This window comes from Bifidobacterium tsurumiense (assembly GCF_000741765.1).
Classification (GTDB): Bacteria; Actinomycetota; Actinomycetes; order Actinomycetales; family Bifidobacteriaceae; genus Bifidobacterium; species Bifidobacterium tsurumiense.
In genome coordinates this window covers 134,026-153,076 of record NZ_JGZU01000003.1, presented here as the reverse complement: position 1 = coordinate 153,076, position 19,051 = coordinate 134,026, and the positions used below count along the sequence as shown (strand labels likewise).

At 52.8% G+C, this 19,051-nt stretch carries 10 protein-coding genes; 9 read left to right on the top strand and 1 reads right to left on the bottom strand.

Features of this window, described 5'->3' with window-relative positions; all coding sequences use genetic code 11:
* Positions 1 to 3: 3 nt before the first annotated feature.
* Entirely contained in the window at positions 4 to 1,287 is a 1,284-nt protein-coding gene (xseA, locus tag BITS_RS01450) for an exodeoxyribonuclease VII large subunit (protein WP_044259242.1), read from the bottom strand.
* 456 nt (positions 1,288 to 1,743) lie between these two features.
* On the opposite strand from xseA, the gene nrdD reads away from it, so the two are divergent.
* From nrdD to BITS_RS01400, 9 genes are all read left to right on the top strand, one after another.
* Positions 1,744 to 4,134: an anaerobic ribonucleoside-triphosphate reductase gene (gene nrdD / locus BITS_RS01445; RefSeq protein ID WP_026642901.1), complete on the top strand. Its 2,391-nt coding sequence runs from the start codon at positions 1,744 to 1,746 to the stop codon at positions 4,132 to 4,134.
* A gap of 133 nt (positions 4,135 to 4,267) precedes the next feature.
* Complete coding sequence (nrdG, locus tag BITS_RS01440) at positions 4,268 to 4,966, top strand: anaerobic ribonucleoside-triphosphate reductase activating protein (RefSeq protein WP_081693609.1); 699 nt, start codon at positions 4,268 to 4,270, stop codon at positions 4,964 to 4,966.
* A 424-nt stretch (positions 4,967 to 5,390) separates the two neighbouring features.
* The gene (locus tag BITS_RS01430) at positions 5,391 to 10,226 is read left to right on the top strand and encodes an acyl-CoA dehydratase activase-related protein (protein ID WP_044259215.1); all 4,836 of its coding nucleotides are present in this window, start codon (positions 5,391 to 5,393) and stop codon (positions 10,224 to 10,226) included.
* Between the two features lie 348 nt (positions 10,227 to 10,574).
* Entirely contained in the window at positions 10,575 to 11,591 is a 1,017-nt protein-coding gene (locus BITS_RS01425; protein ID WP_193345809.1) for an aldo/keto reductase, read from the top strand.
* Positions 11,592 to 11,731: 140 nt separating this feature from the next.
* Entirely contained in the window at positions 11,732 to 13,003 is a 1,272-nt protein-coding gene (locus BITS_RS01420) for a glutamate-cysteine ligase family protein (protein ID WP_044259214.1), read from the top strand.
* Between the two features lie 57 nt (positions 13,004 to 13,060).
* A complete protein-coding gene (locus BITS_RS01415; RefSeq protein ID WP_026642907.1) occupies positions 13,061 to 13,696 on the top strand; it encodes a TetR/AcrR family transcriptional regulator in 636 nt (211 codons plus the stop codon).
* Between the two features lie 386 nt (positions 13,697 to 14,082).
* Positions 14,083 to 15,411, top strand: coding sequence for an MFS transporter (locus tag BITS_RS01410; RefSeq protein WP_026642908.1), 1,329 nt, complete (start codon positions 14,083 to 14,085; stop codon positions 15,409 to 15,411).
* 49 nt (positions 15,412 to 15,460) lie between these two features.
* Positions 15,461 to 16,807 carry a glycoside hydrolase family 30 protein gene (locus BITS_RS01405; RefSeq protein WP_026642909.1) on the top strand — a complete coding sequence of 449 codons (1,347 nt, stop codon included), beginning with the start codon at positions 15,461 to 15,463 and terminating at the stop codon, positions 16,805 to 16,807.
* Between the two features lie 83 nt (positions 16,808 to 16,890).
* Positions 16,891 to 19,029: a beta-galactosidase gene (locus tag BITS_RS01400; protein WP_044259212.1), complete on the top strand. Its 2,139-nt coding sequence runs from the start codon at positions 16,891 to 16,893 to the stop codon at positions 19,027 to 19,029.
* Positions 19,030 to 19,051 lie beyond the last annotated feature (22 nt).

The window sequence follows — 19,051 nt, the reverse complement described above, 5'->3', positions numbered from 1 at the left end:
TGCTCAGGCTTGGGAAGTAGTATCCACGGTTTGTCCATCCGCATCCGCTGTGGCGACAACGCTGCCCTTTCTGAGTGTCAAGGTGAGTTTGTCTCCGGCATGCACGGTTGCGGCATCATCCAACACATGCCCATCTGCAGACTGGATGACGGCATAACCTCGATTCAATGTGGATTGTGGGCTGAGCGCAGTCAATGTGGCCAACCGCTTTTCAACGGTGAACGAGGCATCGTCAACGATTCTCGTCAATCCCTGACGAATACGCCGCACGCTATCTTCCAGGAACCTTTCATGCGGCTCGAGCATGGTGTGCGGTTTGGTCAGGCTCGGCCTGCTGGCATATCCCTCGACCAATCGCAGTTCATTATTGATATTGGCGGAAATGCGCATGCGCATTTGCTGTTGGGCGCCGACGATTAACTGCCATTGCTCGCGAACGTCAGGTACGACTTTCTTGGCGGCGTCAGTAGGAGTGGATGCGCGCAAATCGGCGGCCAGATCGATAAGCGTCCAATCATCTTCATGGCCGATGGCCGAAATAATCGGAGTCTGGCAGACCGCTGTCGCACGGATCACCCCTTCGTCTGAAAAGCCGATAAGATCTTCGAAGCTGCCGCCGCCTCTTGCGACGATAATCACGTCGACAGAAGGATCGGCATCCAGTTGTCGGATAGCTTTGATGACATCAGGAGGGCATTGAGGTCCCTGCACATGGGCGTGGACCACGTTGAACCGTACCGCAGGCCAACGCAGATTGACATTGGTGATGACATCGCCTTCTGCTCGTGCCTGCGGGGCGCAGACCAGCCCGATGCATGAAGGGAATTCGGGTATCGGCACCTTACGATCTGCGTCAAAAAGACCCTCGCCTTTAAGCTTCTTGCGAAGCTCGTCGATCTGTGCTTTCAGATCTCCGGCACCCACGCGCCGAATGTCGTCGGCGACAAAGCTCAGTCGCGTGGCCTTGATCCAGATATCCGGTCGACCATGAACGACCACTCGATCGCCCTGGCGGAAATCGCGTGCCATGGCGACTAAGTTGCGAAAACCCATGACATTGATCGAGACGTCTTCGAAATTATCGCGCAGTGTGATGTATACCGAAGATTCGCGTCGCATATTAATCTCGACGATCTGCCCTTCGATCCATGCGCCGGGCCATTTGGTCACGGCGTCATGGAATTTCTGGCTGAGCACACTGACTGGCCAAGGGGATCGGGCGGTGGTGTCGCGAGCCAATCGAGGGAGGCGATCCGGCGTCGGTGCTTGCTTGGCATCCATCCCCATGCCTAGCGATGAAGTCGCGTCATAACCGGTAAAACTCATGCATTCAGATTCTCTCATTCAAGGGACATTCCGCCGGGGCACTCGCAGTGCATGCTCTGTGCCGAACGTCCTGCGTTGCCGGTGTGTTCGGTGATGTGCGTGGGGAAATTCACTGATTGGCAAGATCTTCGAGTTCACTCTTCTGCCACGGCGCGTATGGTTGTTGCGGCCTTGCCGGAGCCGATCCAATCCGAAGGTCCGCGACTTGTTCCGGCGACACGCGGATGGGTGGAATTCCCTAGGAATTCACAATTCGTGGGAGTGGCGGCTTCAAGCCAATCGACCACTATATCTGGGTGATTGGCAGTGTTGATGTACTAGATGTCGTGTTTGGAATGGGGTACAGTATGACAAGGCCCACAAATTACATGAATGTGATTTGGGCGAAGCATGTCGGGATTAGGAAAGGATGAAACGATGGAGACGCAAATGTTGCATACGCTTACTGCCACACAAACAAAGGAAACGGTGTTGGTGGAAAAGCGCGACGGTCGCATCGTGGAATTCGATTCCATCAATATCATCAGTGCTGTGAAATCGGCTTTCAAGGATCTGGGCAAAGAAGTCGGTCCTGAAGAGGAAAGCATGATCCGCGAATTGGCCGACCAAATAGAGGGCGAAATCAAGGAACGATACAACGGTCCGGCCAAAATCGAGGATATCCAGAATTTGGTGGAACATGGTTTGATTGAGAACCACTTGTATGAAGTGGCGCGAACCTATACCAATTATCGCTTGAACAAGGATATCGACCGGGCGAAGGCCACCGATATCAACGAAGCGGTGAGCCGTTTGGTCAATCATGACGAGTCGCTGGTGCGTGAGAATGCAAACAAGGACTCCAATGTCTATGCCACCCAGCGTGATTTGCTGGCGGGTGCGGTGTCCAAGGCATCGGCGTTCTCGATGCTTCCTGACGTGGTGTCGAACGCACATATGAAGGGCGATATTCATTTCCATGACGCTGATTATTCGCCGTTTACCGCAATGACCAACTGTTCTTTGCCTGATTTCGGCGATATGTTGGCCCATGGCTTCGCATTGGGCAATGCCATGATGGATTCACCAAAGTCCATCGGTACCGCAGCTACGCAGATCACGCAGATTATCAAGGATATTGCGGGCGCCCAATACGGCGGTCAGACCGTCAACCGTGCCGATGAAATGTTGGAACCATATGCACGACGCGACTATGACAAGAATCTGAAAATGGCTCGTGCCATGATTCCTGATTCCACGCCGATCGAAGTGATTCGTAATATGGTGGACGGCATGAAGGCCCAGGAGCCCGATAGCCTGCACTTTGAGAACCGTGCTCCATTGCCAGCGGATACTCCTTTCAATGAAGATGCTTCGCCAATCGAGCAGCTGCGCGAGATCTATGCCAAGATCATGACTCGCAAGGCAATTTATGACGCCATGCAGACCATGGAATATCAGATCAATTCCAACCGTGTGTCCAACGGTCAGACTCCTTTCGTCACTGTGGGCTTCGGTCTGGGAACCTCATGGTTCGCCCGTGAGATTCAGCGTGCAATCTTGCTCAACCGTATCCGCGGTCTGGGCAAGGACCGCCACACTGCGATCTTCCCCAAGTTGGTCTTCACGGTGAAGCATGGTGTGAATGCTGACAAGAATGACCCGAATTATGATCTGAAGCAGCTTGCTTTGGAATGCTCCACCAAGCGCATGTATCCGGATGTGGTGTTCTACGAGAACATCATCAAGATCACCGGTTCATTCAAGGCCCCTATGGGTTGCCGTTCCTTCCTGCAAGGTTGGAAGGATCCCGAAACCGGTGAAAACGTCGAAGACGGCCGTATGAATTTGGGTGTGGTGACGGTCAATATTCCGCGTATCGCGCTCGAATCCCATGGAGATCGCGATCGTTTCTGGAAGACCTTTGAAGAGCGCATGGAAGTGGCTCACCAGGCCCTGCAATTCCGCATCATGCGTTGCAAGCAGGCTTCTCCTGTGAATGCCCCAACGCTCTTCCGTCACGGTGCATTCGGACGTTTGGGCGCCAATGACAATGTGGATCAGCTCTTCCGCAATGAGCGTGCAACCGTTTCTTTGGGATATATCGGCCTCTACGAGGCGACCGCTGTGTTCTATGGCAAAGACTGGATGCGCGATCATGGCTGGGATGAGGAAGGCAAGGAGTTTGCGCTTTCTCTGGTACGCCGCATGAATGAGCTGTGCAAGCAGTGGAGTGCCGCCGAAGGCTACCATTACTCGGTGTATTCCACTCCCGCCGAGTCACTGACCGACCGCTTCAACCGTATGGATCGTGAGAAGTTCGGCAAGATCGAAGGCGTAACGGATCACGACTTCTACACGAACTCCTTCCACTATCCGGTCTGGCTGCAGCCGACTCCTATGGAGAAGCTCGATTATGAGAAGGACTTCCCGTATCTTGCATCGGGTGGTTTCATCAACTATTGCGAGTTCCCTTGCTTGCAAGACAATCCGAAGGCATTGGAAGCGGTCTGGGATTACGCCTACAACATCGGCATCGGCTATTTGGGTACGAATACTCCAATCGACCACTGCTTCGTATGCGGTTTCCAGGGTGATTTTGAGCCGACCGAAGAAGGCTTCAAGTGCCCGGAGTGCGGCAATAACGATCCAGACAAGTGCAATGTCACCAAGCGCACATGCGGTTACTTGGGCAATCCGGTTCAGCGTCCTATGGTTCATGGACGTCATGAGGAGATCGCACATCGTGTAAAGCATATGGCCGGAGAAACTGGCCATGTCACGCTTAAGGATGGCACTGATCGCGAATGGTTCCAAGACACTAAGTGATGTGAAGTTACTGGGGTGCATCGTTGGTGACTCGCTGCGATGCACCCCATTTGTATGCAGTGACGCAGGCTCTGCGAGGAGTGTTGCGCCGCATACGGCGTTTGTATTGGAATGTGTGAATGAGGGATATGTCATGGCTGAGATGAAATTGCATGATTTCGCTGCGAATGAGACCGATCGCGGACCTTTTATTCCGACGAAGCTTGCCAATAATCCACGTGCAGGGCAGTGGACCAGCGAGCGGTTAAGTCAGGATATGGTGGCCGATTACAAACGATTCCTCATGACCGATGGCGAAGGGATCCGCTGTTCGCTGTACGTTTCCGGATGTCCATTCCATTGCAAGGATTGCTTCAACTCTTCCATATGGGATTTCAAGGCAGGGCATGAATACACCCAGGCATTGGAAGATCATATTATTGAGGATCTGGCGCAGCCATTCGTTCAGGGAATAACCTATTTGGGCGGAGAACCGCTTTTGAATACCCGTGTCCTGCTCAGGCTGTCAAAGCGCATTCGCAGTGAATTCGGCCATGACAAGGATATCTGGTGCTGGACCGGATACACATGGGAAGAACTTATGCGCCCCGGCGAAAGCCAGGACAAAATGGAGTTGCTGAGCTATGTCGATATTCTGGTTGACGGCCGATATATCGCAACTCTTCATGATTCGCTATTGCAATTCCGCGGTTCCCGAAATCAGCGGATCCTGGATGTGCCGCAATCATTGGCACAAGGGGCTCCTGTGCAGTGGAGCAAACTGCATGATCAGGAACGCTTCATCCCCGAGATCTACGGTCAGGAAAGAGCCGAGGGCGAAGGAAAAGCCTGAGATTCGTCGGTTTCGGTTGATTTGGCGCATTCACCTTGGGTTGCATTGCGCTTAAAGAATTGCGCTTAAAGAATTGCGCCTAAATAATTGCGCCCGAAGGATTGTGCTCGAAGGCTTATATCCGAATAACTGCGGGTGATGTTCTTTTGCTGTTTACTGCGCGTATGCCTGGTATGTGTAATGCCATTTTTCGTGAGACGGCCTAGCTTCGTGGATATGGCATCGATGCCCGCATTGACAACAATTGCGGTGATAGACAACACGCGAGCGCAATGCCTACACGAAATTCACGTTTCCCTTGTCGTTCTTGGGTTTTGGATGCTCGTAAGCTTCTATATGCATATTCATATGCTGACGTGTCGTCGGGTTACCATATTCCGAGAAACGTTGGAAAGCAACGGTTTACCGTATGGCAATTCAATGAATGAGGGTGGGAATGCACACGAAATCTGATTCAGCAACTCTGCGTGTCGGGCTCGATATTGGTTCGACCACCGTAAAGGCCGTGGTGTTGGAAGACGGAGACAGTCTGGAACAAGTATTGTTTGCAGATTACCGTCGTCACCACGCCAATGTGCGCGCAACAGTGGCTGAACTGCTTCAGGATGTGCAGTCCGAATTGCGCAAGCAGGGCAGAGAGGATCAGCAGCTGGCGCTCACCATAACCGGATCGGGCGGTCTGGGACTGGCGGATAGCCTGCATGTGCCTTTTGTGCAGGAGGTCATTGCAGAAACAAGAGCCATTGATCAGGAATATCCTCAAGCCGATGTGATTATCGAACTCGGTGGCGAAGACGCCAAAATAACCTATCTGAAACCAACTCCTGAGCAGCGCATGAACGGCTCCTGTGCAGGAGGAACCGGCGCTTTTATCGATCAGATGGCCACTCTGCTCGATACTGATGCCTCGGGTTTGGATGCTTATGCCAAGCAATACACGACGCTCTATCCCATTGCCTCGCGTTGCGGAGTATTTGCCAAATCTGATTTGCAGCCACTGATCAATGACGGTGCCGAGAAGCCTGATCTGGCCGCTTCTATTTTTACCGCTGTCGCAACGCAAACCATTGCAGGTTTGGCATCGGGCAGACCCATCCATGGCACGGTTATTTTCCTTGGAGGCCCGCTGTTCTTCCTTTCGCAGTTGCGCGAGGCCTTCCACCGCGCTCTGGAAGGCAAAGTCGATGAGTTTGTGGTGCCTAAGAGCGCCCATTTGTATGTGGCCTTCGGTGCGGCATTGATGGCAGGGGAGCCTGAAAGCCTCGACACGCCTCTTCGTGCAGAATCATGCCAGGCGCTTATCGACGAAGTGAAATCGCTGCAGAATGTGATTGGCAATACGCCTACTATGCCCACTTTATTTGCCTCAGACGAGAAGCGTCATGCATTCGAGGCAAGGCATAACAAGTCACACGTCCAGATAGGGAATCTCGATGGCGCCAGCGGCCCGCATTTCCTCGGGATCGATGCCGGTTCGACGACCATCAAAGCAACACTGGTCAATGATGACCGCGATATTTTGTGGTCCTCATATGCCACGAATGACGGCAACCCTTTGACTGCTGCTGTGGATATCGTCAAACGTGTTCAGTCGAGCCTTCCTCAAGGTGCATATATTGCGCGCAGTTGCGCCACAGGCTATGGCGAAGGGCTGATTTCGACGGGTTTGCATCTTGATGAGGGAGTGGTGGAAACCATGGCCCATTATCGCGGTGCGGAACTGGTCAGTCCAGGAGTCACCGCGGTTATCGACATAGGCGGTCAGGATATGAAATATCTGGCCATAACCGATGGCGTTATCGATTCGATAGCCGTCAATGAGGCCTGTTCGGCGGGCTGCGGTTCATTCCTGCAGACCTTCGCCCGTTCCATGGGACTGAGCATTGAGGAATTCACGCAGGCCGCTCTGCGCTCTGAGCATCCGGTGGATTTGGGCTCCCGTTGCACGGTATTTATGAATTCATCGGTGAAGCAGGCCCAAAAAGAGGGTGCCTCAATCGAAGATATCGCCGCTGGATTGTGCTATTCGGTGGTGCGTAATGCCCTGTACAAGGTAATCAAGCTTCGTGATGCCGGAGAGCTGGGAGACACCGTCGTGGTTCAAGGCGGCACATTCTTGAATGATGCGGTGCTGCGTGCATTCGAATTGCTTACCGGCAGGGAAGTCACACGTCCTAATATCGCCGGATTGATGGGCGCATATGGCGCAGCGCTGACCGCCCGCATGCATTATGTGGATGAGTTCGAACAAGGCGATTTCGCTGCTACTGATGGTCACGATGCCAACGATCCTGCACAGCACACTCAGTCGAGCATTCTGAGCGGTGAGGAACTGGATGAACTGTCCATGACCACTGAGCGTGATGTGTGCAAGCTATGCCAAAACCATTGCAAACTAACCATTACCACATTCCATGATGGTTCGCGATATGTCAGCGGGAATCGATGCGAGCGCGGCGGCGATGCCACCAAGCAGCGTTCTGACAGACCCAATCTCTACGACTACAAATACAAGCGTTGCTTCGCATACCGCCGACTTACCGACAAGAAGGCCACGCGAAGGGAGATCGGCATTCCGCGCGTGCTCAACATGTATGAGAATTACCCCTTCTGGTTCACCCTGCTGACGTCTCTGGGATTCAAAGTGGTCATCTCCGGCAGATCCAATCATGAGCTGTTTGAGAAAGGCATAGAGTCCATAGCCTCGGAGAATATCTGCTATCCTGCGAAGCTTGTGCACGGGCATATCACATGGCTTTTGGACAAGGGCATCAAGACGATTTTCTATCCTTGCGTATCCTATGAGGAACAGTTCGTGGATGATGCGGATAACCATTACAACTGCCCGATCGTCGCCAATTACCCTGTGGTTATCGAAGCGAATATGCCGCAGTTGAGGCAGCCTGGCATTCGATTTATGAAGCCGTATTTCAATATGGCCGATCATGAACTGATGGTGGATCGCATAGTGGAGGAATTCGCGTGGGCCAATGTCAGTCGTGAAGAGGCACAAGTCGCAGTCAAGGCGGCATACGCGGAAAGTGTGGTATTCCGCGATGATGTCCGCAAAGAAGGCGTGCGTGCCTTGGCTTATATGAAGGAACACCATTGCCGTGGAATTGTGCTGGCAGGACGGCCGTATCATATCGATCCCGAGGTCAATCACGGCATTCCTGAAACCATTTGCTCTCTGGGCATGGTGGTGCTTTCTGAGGATTCAATAAGCAATCTGAATCCTGAAGATACCTTGCAGATCAGTGAATATCTCGACAGGGATGAACTCAATCCGCGTGCCAAAGATAAGGCGGGCTTCCGGCATGTCGAAGACCGCAAGGTGACGAAGATGCCGCTGCGCGTCACCAATCAGTGGGCGTATCATTCACGATTGTATGCGGCGGCGCAATTTGTCGCTTCGTATCCAGGCTTGGAACTGGTTCAGCTCAATTCCTTCGGCTGCGGTTTGGACGCCATCACCACAGATCAGGTCAGTGAGATCCTTGCGGACAAGGCAGATGTCTACACGCTGCTGAAAATCGACGAGGTCAGCAATCTGGGAGCTGCAAAGATCAGGTTGCGCTCCTTGAAGGCTGCTGTTGAGGAACGTGAAGCCAATCAGAGACGTATTGCACATGTTCAGCACGAAGCTAGCGTCAATGGTCAATCCGAAAACGACGCGGCTTTGAAAGCGGCTCGGCAGCAGGTCGAACAGGCACGTCAGGCGTTGGCCAAAGCTGAAGAGCGCCTCAAAGTTGCGGAACAGACGCAGGACACGGGTCTTGATCATGACGTGCCAACATCCCATTTCCGGGCAACGGGCAAACCTGCGCCGACTCCGGGGCGTCAAGCCATGCTTGATGCGGTATTGCAATCCAGCAAACATCTCAACGGCAAAGGCAAGACTGTGCATCCAACGAAACGAGAGGGGCAGTCTCACCAATCGCAGACTTCCCCTGCGCATGCGGCCACGCTCTCGCGATATGCGCATAAGGTTGCCTTCACCAAGCGGATGCGCAAGGATTACACCATTGTCGCCCCGCAGATGAGCCCTATTCATATGTCACTTATCGAATCGGTCATTCGTTCCGGCGGATACAAATTCGACATTTTGAAACAAGCCGACCGTGATGATGTGGAAATAGGCCTGAAATATGTGAATAACGATGCGTGTTATCCGGCGATTATGGTGGTAGGTCAATTGGTTGACGCCATCGTCCAAGGCAAATATGACCCCGATCACGTGGCATTGGCCATCACGCAAACCGGTGGCATGTGCAGGGCGACCAACTACTTCGGCCTGATTCGCAAGGCCCTTATCGATGCCGGCTACCCGCAAGTGCCTGTATTGGCGCTCACTACGCAGGGAATTGCGGATAATCCCGGTTTTTCAGTGACTCCGGCGCTGCTGCATAGGGCTGTGAAGGCCTTGGTCATCGGCGATCTGCTGCTCAAATGCCTCAGACGCGTAAGGCCGTACGAACAAGAGGCGGGCAGTGCTGACGCATTGTATGGCATGTGGGATGCCATAGTGCGAGAGACTTTGGAACATCACGGGTTCTCGGATACTGCGGCACGCAATATTGGCAAGCGATATTTGCCATATGGGGTTCTGGTCAAGGAGATAGTGCGTAGCTTCGACGCCTTGCCCTTGCGTGATATCCCACGCAAGCCGCGGGTTGGTGTGGTCGGCGAGATCCTGGTGAAATACCATCCCGATGCCAATAACCATTTGGTTGATGTCATCGAATCACAGGATTGCGAGGCCGTGGTGCCAGGAATCATGGAGTTCATGACCACCAGGCCATACACAGCTGATTGGAATGAACACAATCTGGGCATGAAGGGTAATCCCGTGGTCTATGCCATCATGAGGTGGGGCGTCGATCGATATCTCAGCCCGGTCCGCAAGGCCATAGCTGCATCCCACGGCAAATTCAGTCAGGATCTGCCGATGCCCGAATTGGTGGAAAAGGCGGCAGAAGTAACCTCTGTCGGCGTTCAGGCAGGGGAAGGATGGCTGCTCACTGCCGAAATCGTGGAGCTCATTGAGTCGGGTTGTCCTAATATCGTGTGCGCACAGCCCTTCGCATGTCTGCCCAACCACGTGACGGGGCGAGGCATGTTCGGCAAGATACGGCGCTTGCATCCTCAGGCCAATATCGTAAGCATCGATTACGATCCGGGCGCATCCGAGGCCAATCAGCTCAATCGCATCAAGCTGATGATCGCCGCGGCAAAAAAGGCGGCTACGCCAGTCTTCTGAGCAATAAACGCAATAGCTCCCGTCACGTTGCCGCCCAAACCATGAATATCGCCAGCCGTCCTTTCGGTTGGCGATATTTGGCCCATAACCCTGATATTTGGTTGTCGTGTTTTTTCAATGATTATTGGTTTTGCTTGCGCTGATGTGCTCTATGCATGCGCTTTAATTGAGCTCAGATTCCTAAGCTTCCAATTCTCGCTCGTATGCGGCCTGAGCCGAGGGATCATTTCGTATAGATATCTTCTCTTGACTTCAAGTGGGCTTGAAGTTTTAGGATGAAGAAGACACTGCGTAGTGCAATGTGACTTCTTGTCATCGAAGTGGCATCATATATGAAGGATGGTCATCATGAAGTACACGACATTAGGCAATACCGATATCAAGGTTTCGCAGGTGTGCCTTGGGGGTATGAGTTTTGGTAAGGCCGGTGGAGACTGGCATCAATGGACGCTGGATCCCGAGGGAACTAGGGAAGTGATAGCCCGCGCATTAGAGCGGGGAATCAATTTCATCGACACGGCGAATGTCTATGCGCATGGGACCAGTGAGGAATACATTGGTCAGACCCTACGCAAACTGGGCGTTCGACGCGAAGACGTGGTGCTAGCCAGTAAGGTCTTCTTCAACGAAGGCGGCAGTTCCGCCCCGGCGATTAAGCGCGAGATAGAGGGGAGCCTCAAACGCTTGGGCACGGATTATCTCGATTTGTATATTCTTCATCGTTTCGATTACAACACCCCTATCGAAGAAACCTTGCAAGCGCTTGACGAGCTGGTGAAAGAAGGCAAGGTGCGTGCTTTAGGTGCAAGTGCCATGTATGCCTATCAGTTCCACAATATGATTCATGCCGCTCAGGAGCATGGCTGGGCTGGTTTCTCCACGATGCAATGCCACTATAATCTGCTGTACCGTGAGGATGAGCGAGAGATGCTGCCTGTTTGCAGGCAATATGGCATTTTGCCGACCCCATACTCGCCGTTGGCTTCCGGGCATCTTGCACGTCCGACGTGGGAGAGTGAATCCGTGCGTGGCAAAACGGATTCGGTGGTACGCGGCAAATACGATTCCGCACGTGACAATGACATGCAGATCGTGCAGCGTGTTGACGAATTGGCGAAGCGTCGCGGTGTTTCTATGGCTCAGATCGCACTTGCTTGGCATTGGGTGCACGGTGCATCGGCGCCGATCGTTGGCTGCTCAAAGCCGCAACGTGTGGATGAAGCAGCCGATGCAGTGGATATTTCATTGAGTGAAGAGGAAATAGCGTTTCTTGAGGAGCCATATGTGGCCCATGACCTTGTCGGAGTTCTTGCGCGTCCAGGGGAGAAGGCTCTGGCAGGCACTACGGTACCGAAGAACAGGTAGGTCGCGGGGGAATACCGGGCAGAACCTATTGTGTGAGGCGTGTTGAGGAAGGCGGCCATCCGAGCCTTGGCAAAGCGTTATCGATTATTCGTATACCTCATGGCTCGTGTGGCTGCAGAGCCTCGATTACCATACCGACTATGAATACTGCACAGATCAGTTATGCTCATATGAACGCGACGGTGAATCCCAAGCATGTTGACAGCTTGCTGAGGTTCTTTGAACAGGGATGCACCGATGCAAGCCATGAGGGCTACGGCGTGGAAATCGAGCATCTGCCGGTGAGCAACGCTGATGATGCTGCGGTGGGATATTACGGGGATGCGGGTATTGAAGTCCTCCTGCATAGGCTCCGCCCGTTCTATGATAAATCTGAAGAATATTGGGATAACGGCCGATTGGTCGGTTTGGGGCGTGAAGGTGTCTCGGTTTCTTTGGAGCCCGGTGCGCAGTTGGAATGCTCATTGGGCGTGATTCACCGTATCGATGAGCTGCGCAGTTTGTATCGCGCATTCCGTTCCGAAGTTGATCCGATTGCCGACGAACTGGGCTTTCGTTTGGTGAATTACGGTTATCAGCCGCAATCAAGTTGGCGAGATGTGCGAGTGAATCCGAAGAGTCGTTATGATGCCATGACCGATTATTTGGGTCGTGTGGGTCAGTACGGTCTGTGCATGATGCGGTGTTCGGCCGCGACTCAGATAAGCATCGATTATTGTGATGAACGTGACGCCTTGGCAAAGCTGCGAATCGGCACGGCAATAGGGCCGATTACGGCATGGTTCTTCAGGAACAGTCCATATTTTGAAGGACGTGACAATCCGTATCCATTGCTTCGTCAACGGATGTGGGATGCTATCGACCCGCAAAGAACCGGCATAATCCCCGGTTTGTATGATGAACGCTTCGGCTGGGAGGATTATGCAGTGGATGTGCTATCCACACCGATGATGTTCGCCGATCTGACACATACGCCGGAGGCTGCCGACCTGCCTGTGGCTCAGCAGCATCGCGCCGCATTCAGGGACAATGCCGCAGAAGTCTATCCTGATCGCGAATTCAATGCATATGAGATCAACCATGTGCTGTCCACGCATTTCAATGACGTTCGCCTCAAGAATTTCGTCGAGCTGCGACATTGGGATTCCTTGCCTCTGCCAGGGGTGGGACGATTGATGGAAATGGTCTCTTCACTGTTCTATCGCGATGAGCAATTCTCGAGACTCACCTCGTATTTTGATGGCGTGAACGAGTTGGATGTGCTTGCGGCCAAGGCTGATTTGCAGGCCCATGGCCAAGACAGCAAGCCATATGGACAGCCTTTGGAATTCTGGAAGGAGTTCCTTGGGTTGGAAGGCTTGCTTTCCGATGTGCCGGGGGATGATGCCCATCCTGAGGTTTTCCAGGCTTAAGACGATCGCAGTCGATGTGACACGCCGTGGTCGGTTTCGACGGTTTACACTAGCGATATGGCTCAAGGGACAAAGAAGCGTATCCGCAAGGATCCTGAAGAACGCAAGCGCGAAATCGTAGAGGTCACCGCTCGTCTGGTGACTGAGCGTGGGGGATTCAACGGATTGTCCCTGAAGGATATTGCACAGGAAGTGGGGATTTCTCAACCGGGATTGCTGCATTATGTGGGCAATCGCGAAGGCTTGCTTTCCCTCTTGGTCACCGATATTTACGATACTTCAGGCACACCTGCTGATTTTATGGCATCGGGTCTGCCCGGCAGCGATCCGGATGGGCCGTTCTTCCCCGCATACCTGCGTTTTTTGGTGCGCCATAATGCTCAACGCCGGTCTTTGGTTCGGTTGTATATGGTTTTGGAAACCGAGGCGTTTAATCCGGAGCATCCGCTCTATGATTATTTCCTGCATCGCCCGGACTCGGTATGGGAGAAATACAGCGAAATCCCATGGAGAATTCCTCCGCATATGGGGTCTTGGGATGCGAATATGAGGCCGATTGTGCGTCGAAGCCTGGAAGCCATGGATGGCATTCAGCTCAGATGGCTGCGTGAGCCACCCATCGATCTGGTGGATGAGTGGGTGACATTCGAGCGAATGATTTTCCCCTCGCCTCTGTGGGATTTATATCGCTGACACAATGTCTTGGCATGAACGCTCGTAGCAGGGATACTATGGCGCTGTTTTGGTATGGGGAGATGCCGCATTTTGATACTTAATAAATATTCAATATATTTGCGAATTATTGCGATATATTTCATATATGGAACCATGGTCGGCGAATATGGAGACTTGCGTTTACGAGGTCTTTGACTGCCATAGTCTATTAGGATTATCAATCAACTAGCTTGTTTTGCAGCCTTTGTTGCTATTATTCCATCTTGTATTCATATTGCGGGATTGACATCCATGGCAAAGAAGCATATGCTCATTTTATATCTAATAATTATTAGATAAATTGGATAAGCAACGATGCATCGTCAAAGATGACCATTGAATATCAATATTGGAAAGGCCTCGTCATGGAAGATAGGATGCCCATGGATATGGGATTGCGGTGGGCTCTTCATCGCAATGCGGTTATGGCTGCAGAAGCAGATCCAACGCTTTCTCCGGAAACCGGCAAACCGATGCCGTCCCAGACCAGAATCCGTTTTGGAATCGGTTTCCTGGTGTTCGGCATACTGTGGATGTCGGGATTGGGCATGGTCTCTGCAGTCCTACTCCCGGAACATTACAAAAGCGTCGAGGGCGTATCTCCGGACGTTTTGGTGGGTGTGGTGAATGCATTCACGGCTTTCGCATCCCTTATCGCCAACCTCCTGTTCGGCAACTTCTCCGACCGTTCCCGTTCGCGGAGGGGAAGGCGAACGCCGTTTATCCTTGCGGGAGCGGTTCTGGGTGGTGTGACGCTATTTCTCACCGGCATGACGTTTAACCCTGTTCTGCTTACTGTGGTGTATTGCCTGTGCATGTTCGGATTGAACTGCATGCTGGCGCCCATGGTCGCCATGATTTCCGACAGAATTCCCTCAGGAATGCGCGGCACCATGTCGGCGTTCTTCGGAGCAGGACAGACGGTTGGCGCACCTATAGGCACATTGTTGGGTGCATACTTCATCACCAATCGTGCGCCGGGATTCGCGCTCGCGGGCGTATTGATGTTCCTTGGCGGCATCGTTGCCGTGATCATATTGCCCAAAGAAGGGCCGGCTGACTATCTGCCCACGGATAAGGAAACCTTCCTTGATGTGCTCAAAAGCTTTACTCCGCCGCGTTTTTCCGTCGCTCATGATTTTTACAAGGCGTTTGCAGGGCGTTTGTGCATGCTGCTGAGCTATCAGATGATATCCATCTATCAATTGTTCATTCTGGAAAACTACGTGGGACTCAGCGTAACCGATGCAGGCGTCGCCATTGCCACAATGTCTGTAATCACCATGGTGGTCTCATTGTTGGGCTCGCTTCTGGCAGGTCCGATTTCTGATCTTATTGGTCGCAGGAAGATCCCAGTGGTGGTGGCGTCGGTGCTGTTTGCAATTGGTATCGTCTTGCCGTGGGTTCTGCATTCGACCTTGGGCATGTATCTGTTCGCGGGCATCGGCGGTCTGGGGTATGGGGTGTATTCCTCGGTCGATCAGGCGCTCAATGTGGATGTGCTGCCCAATAAGGAAGAAGCCGGCAAGGATCTGGGAGTGCTGAATCTGGCCACAACAATTGGCCAGATGCTGGGTCCTGTGGTCATGTCGACCTTGGTGGTCAGCGTGGGGTATTCCGTCGCGTTCCCCGTGGCCATCGTATTCGCACTGCTTGGCTGCATTTTCATAATGTCTATCAAGTCTGTGGATTAATGATTTCCGCCGCAATATCGCATCGATCTTCTCAAGAAAGGACGTCGTCATGTCAATATGGATCGCATCCACGCCCGAACATCGCCTAGTGGAAACGACTCTGGAACGGCTCTCTGCCTCAAGCGCTCAGGGGCTGCAACTCAACGGTGAAGAATTCCAGAAGCTACGCGGCTTCGGGGGATGCTTCAATGAGCTCGGATACCAAGCGCTTACCAAATACGTCAGTGCCGAAGACCGAGAAACCGTGTTCCGCGAGCTGTTCAGTCCGGAAGAATTGAATTTCACCTTCAATCGCACGCCTGTGGGAGCCAATGATTTCGCGGAACAGTGGTATAGCTACGACGAAGAGGATGGCGATTACGATCTCAAGCATTTCAGTGTGGAGCACGATGATTCCACATTGGTGCCGTATATTCGCAAGGCGCAGCAATATCAGCCCGATCTGCAACTCTTTGCAAGTCCTTGGAGTCCGCCCACTTGGATGAAGTTCCCCAAGGTATACAATTTCGGTCGCATCGTGATGACGCCTGAAAACCTGACCGCATATGCCCATTATTTCGTCAAATACATCAAGACGTATGCGGAGCGAGGCATTCACATCAATCAGCTCCATGTGCAGAATGAGGTTTTCGCTGACCAGAAATTCCCCAGCTGTCTGTGGTCGAGCGAGGATATGAGAGTGTTCGTGCGTGATTATCTGGGGCCGATTTTCGCACAGGAAGGCATTGATACCGCCATTTTCCTAGGTACGCTGAATGGTCCTGAGGATATGTCCTGGACAGGTGGCGGCTATGGCATGAAATTGGATAATTACAGTCGCTATGTCGACAATATCCTCTTTGATGATGAAGCCAGGAAATACATCGCAGGGGTGGGCTACCAGTGGGCAGGGCAGCATGCCATCGCGCGCACGCACCAGTCATGGCCCGAGCTTGAGCTGCTCATGACCGAGTCGGAATGCGGCATGGGCGATAATTCCTGGGAATATGCGGAATACATTTTCCACCTCATCAATCATTATCTGCGCAATGGCGCGACAGCATATACCTATTGGAATATGGTGCTGACCGAGATCGTGAGCACCTGGGGATGGCAGCAAAATTCGCTCTACAGCGTGGATAGCAAGACGGGCGAGATCACACGCAATCCGGAGTGGTATGTTATGCGGCACTTCTCGAAGTATGTGCGCCCTGGCGCAGTGGTGCTGGGCGCAACAGGTCACTTCAATGCCATGGGCATCGCCTTGCGCAATCCCGATGGCTCAGTGGTCATTGTGGTGCAGAATGCCTTGGAACGTGAATTGCCATTCGATTTTGCCGATCCGCGCAACCCGTCCTTGGCGGTATCGGTGAAGCTGGCACCACGGTCCTTCAATACATTCGTACTCGAGAAATAGCCAAAGAAGAACTGATACTCGAATTGGCGCGGGAACGGCACAGTCGCCAATCGAGTTGATCAAGCGGAATCTAAGGAGATCCCATGGCCAAAACAGCAGTAGATCGCATATTGTTCGGTGCTGCATACTATGACGAATACATTCCGCGCGATATCGATCGCATTGATACTGATATGCAGATGATGCGCGATGCGGGAATCAATGTGATCCGTATCGCCGAATCCACCTGGAGCACATGTGAACCGCAGCCGGGGGAGTTTGATTTCACCCATATTGACAGGGCCCTGGATGCGGCACGGCGATATGGCATTCAGGTAATCGTTGGAACGCCGACCTATGCCGTTCCGGCGTGGCTGGTGCGAATGCATCCTGATGTTCTGGCCCAAACCCCCGCCGGCCAAGGCAAATACGGTCCTCGCCAGATTATGGATATCGTCAACCCCGCATATCGATATTACGGAGAGCGGGTGATACGCGCACTGATCTCTCATGTCGCCTATCATCCCTCGGTTATCGGGTATCAAATCGACAATGAAACCAAGTATTACGATTCGGTCAGTCCTGATATGCAGATGCTGTTCGTCAAGCATCTGCGCAAGCGCTTCCATGATGACCTGGATGCCATGAATGCCGCATTCGGCTTGGATTATTGGTCGAATCGCATTGATGCGTGGGAGGACTTCCCGGATGTTTCCAACTCCATCAACGCTTCGCTCAGTGGCGCATTTGACGCTTTCCGTAGGTCCCAGGTCGCCAAATTCCTCCAATGGCAGGGCGATATCGTGCGCGAGGTTGCGCGAGATGACCAGTTCATAACGCATAACTTCGATTACGACTGGCGTGGATATTCCTTCGGCATTCAACCTGCGGTAGATCATTTCAAAGCCGCCGAAGCCGTGGATATCGCCGGCGTGGATATCTATCATCCCTCAGAAGACGGCTTGACTGGCAAGGAAATTGCCTTCGGCGGTGATGTCTCGCGCAGTGTCAAGGGAGGACGCAATTACATCGTCCTGGAAACCGAAGCGCAGGGGCAGCATGGATGGCTGCCGTACCCCGGGCAATTGAGGCTGCAGGCCTACAGCCATCTGGCGTCAGGTGCCGATGGTGTGATGTATTGGCATTGGCATTCCATTCATAACTCCTTCGAAACCTATTGGCGTGGACTGCTGAGCCATGATTTGGAACCCAATCCCACATATCGCGAAGCAGGCGTATTCGGTCGCGAAATTGCGCAGGATCCATTGGCTTCGCAGCTGATTCATATGCGCAAACATAATGCGGTGGCGATTATGGTGTCCAATGAATCGTTGAATGCTATGCAGCGCTTCTATCCGTATGGTGCGGGCAGTGGGAGTCGGCTCGGCTCCGGGGAGGAACAGACTGGATATAACGAAGTGGTGCGGCGAGTGTATGACGCATTATTCGATTTGAATGTTGAGTGCGATTTCATTCCGACGGATGCCTCGAACGACACGCTTTCGCGCTATGGCATGGTTATTACTCCGGCATTGTATTGCGCTTCGCAAAACACGATAGACGCTCTGCGAGATTACGTTCGTCAAGGAGGGCATTTGGTCTCGACCATGCGATCTTTTGTCTCGAACGAGGATGTCACTGTTTGGCATGACAAGGCGCCGCATGACCTGCATGATGTGTTCGGCATGAGTTACAACCAGTTCACTCGTCCGCAATCGGTTGCTGTGGAATTCAACGGCCCATTGGATGATTTGGACGGAGCCGAGGCGCGAGACATCATCGAGTTGCTCAAACCGGACACTGACTGCGAAGTGTTGGCGCGCTACCGACACTATGCGTGGGGCGCTTACGCCGCGATAACCAGACATTCCTTCGGTGATGGAGATGCTGAATGGATCGCTACCGATCTTCAAGAGGATGTGCTGCGCAATGTAATGCGTGAAGCTGTGGAACATGCGGGAGTTGCGGGAGTCGGCTTGGCGCTCGCGGGGGTATTGAGCGTGCGGCAAGGCGAAAATGCTCAAGGTCGCACGCTGACCTACATGTTGAATTATTCGGATGCTGAGGTTTCGGCGCCAAGTCCTGTCTCCGGCACGGTGGTAGTTGCGCCGCGCATCATCTCATTCGATGGCACAGTGGATGAGGAGGCCACCCGAAACCAGGCTCTTCAGCAAGGCCATCAGGTCTCTCAAGGTGAGGATCTGGTCGTGCCTGCATGGAATCTGGTCGTAGTCATGAGTTGAATCGAGGATTACTGTTCGATAT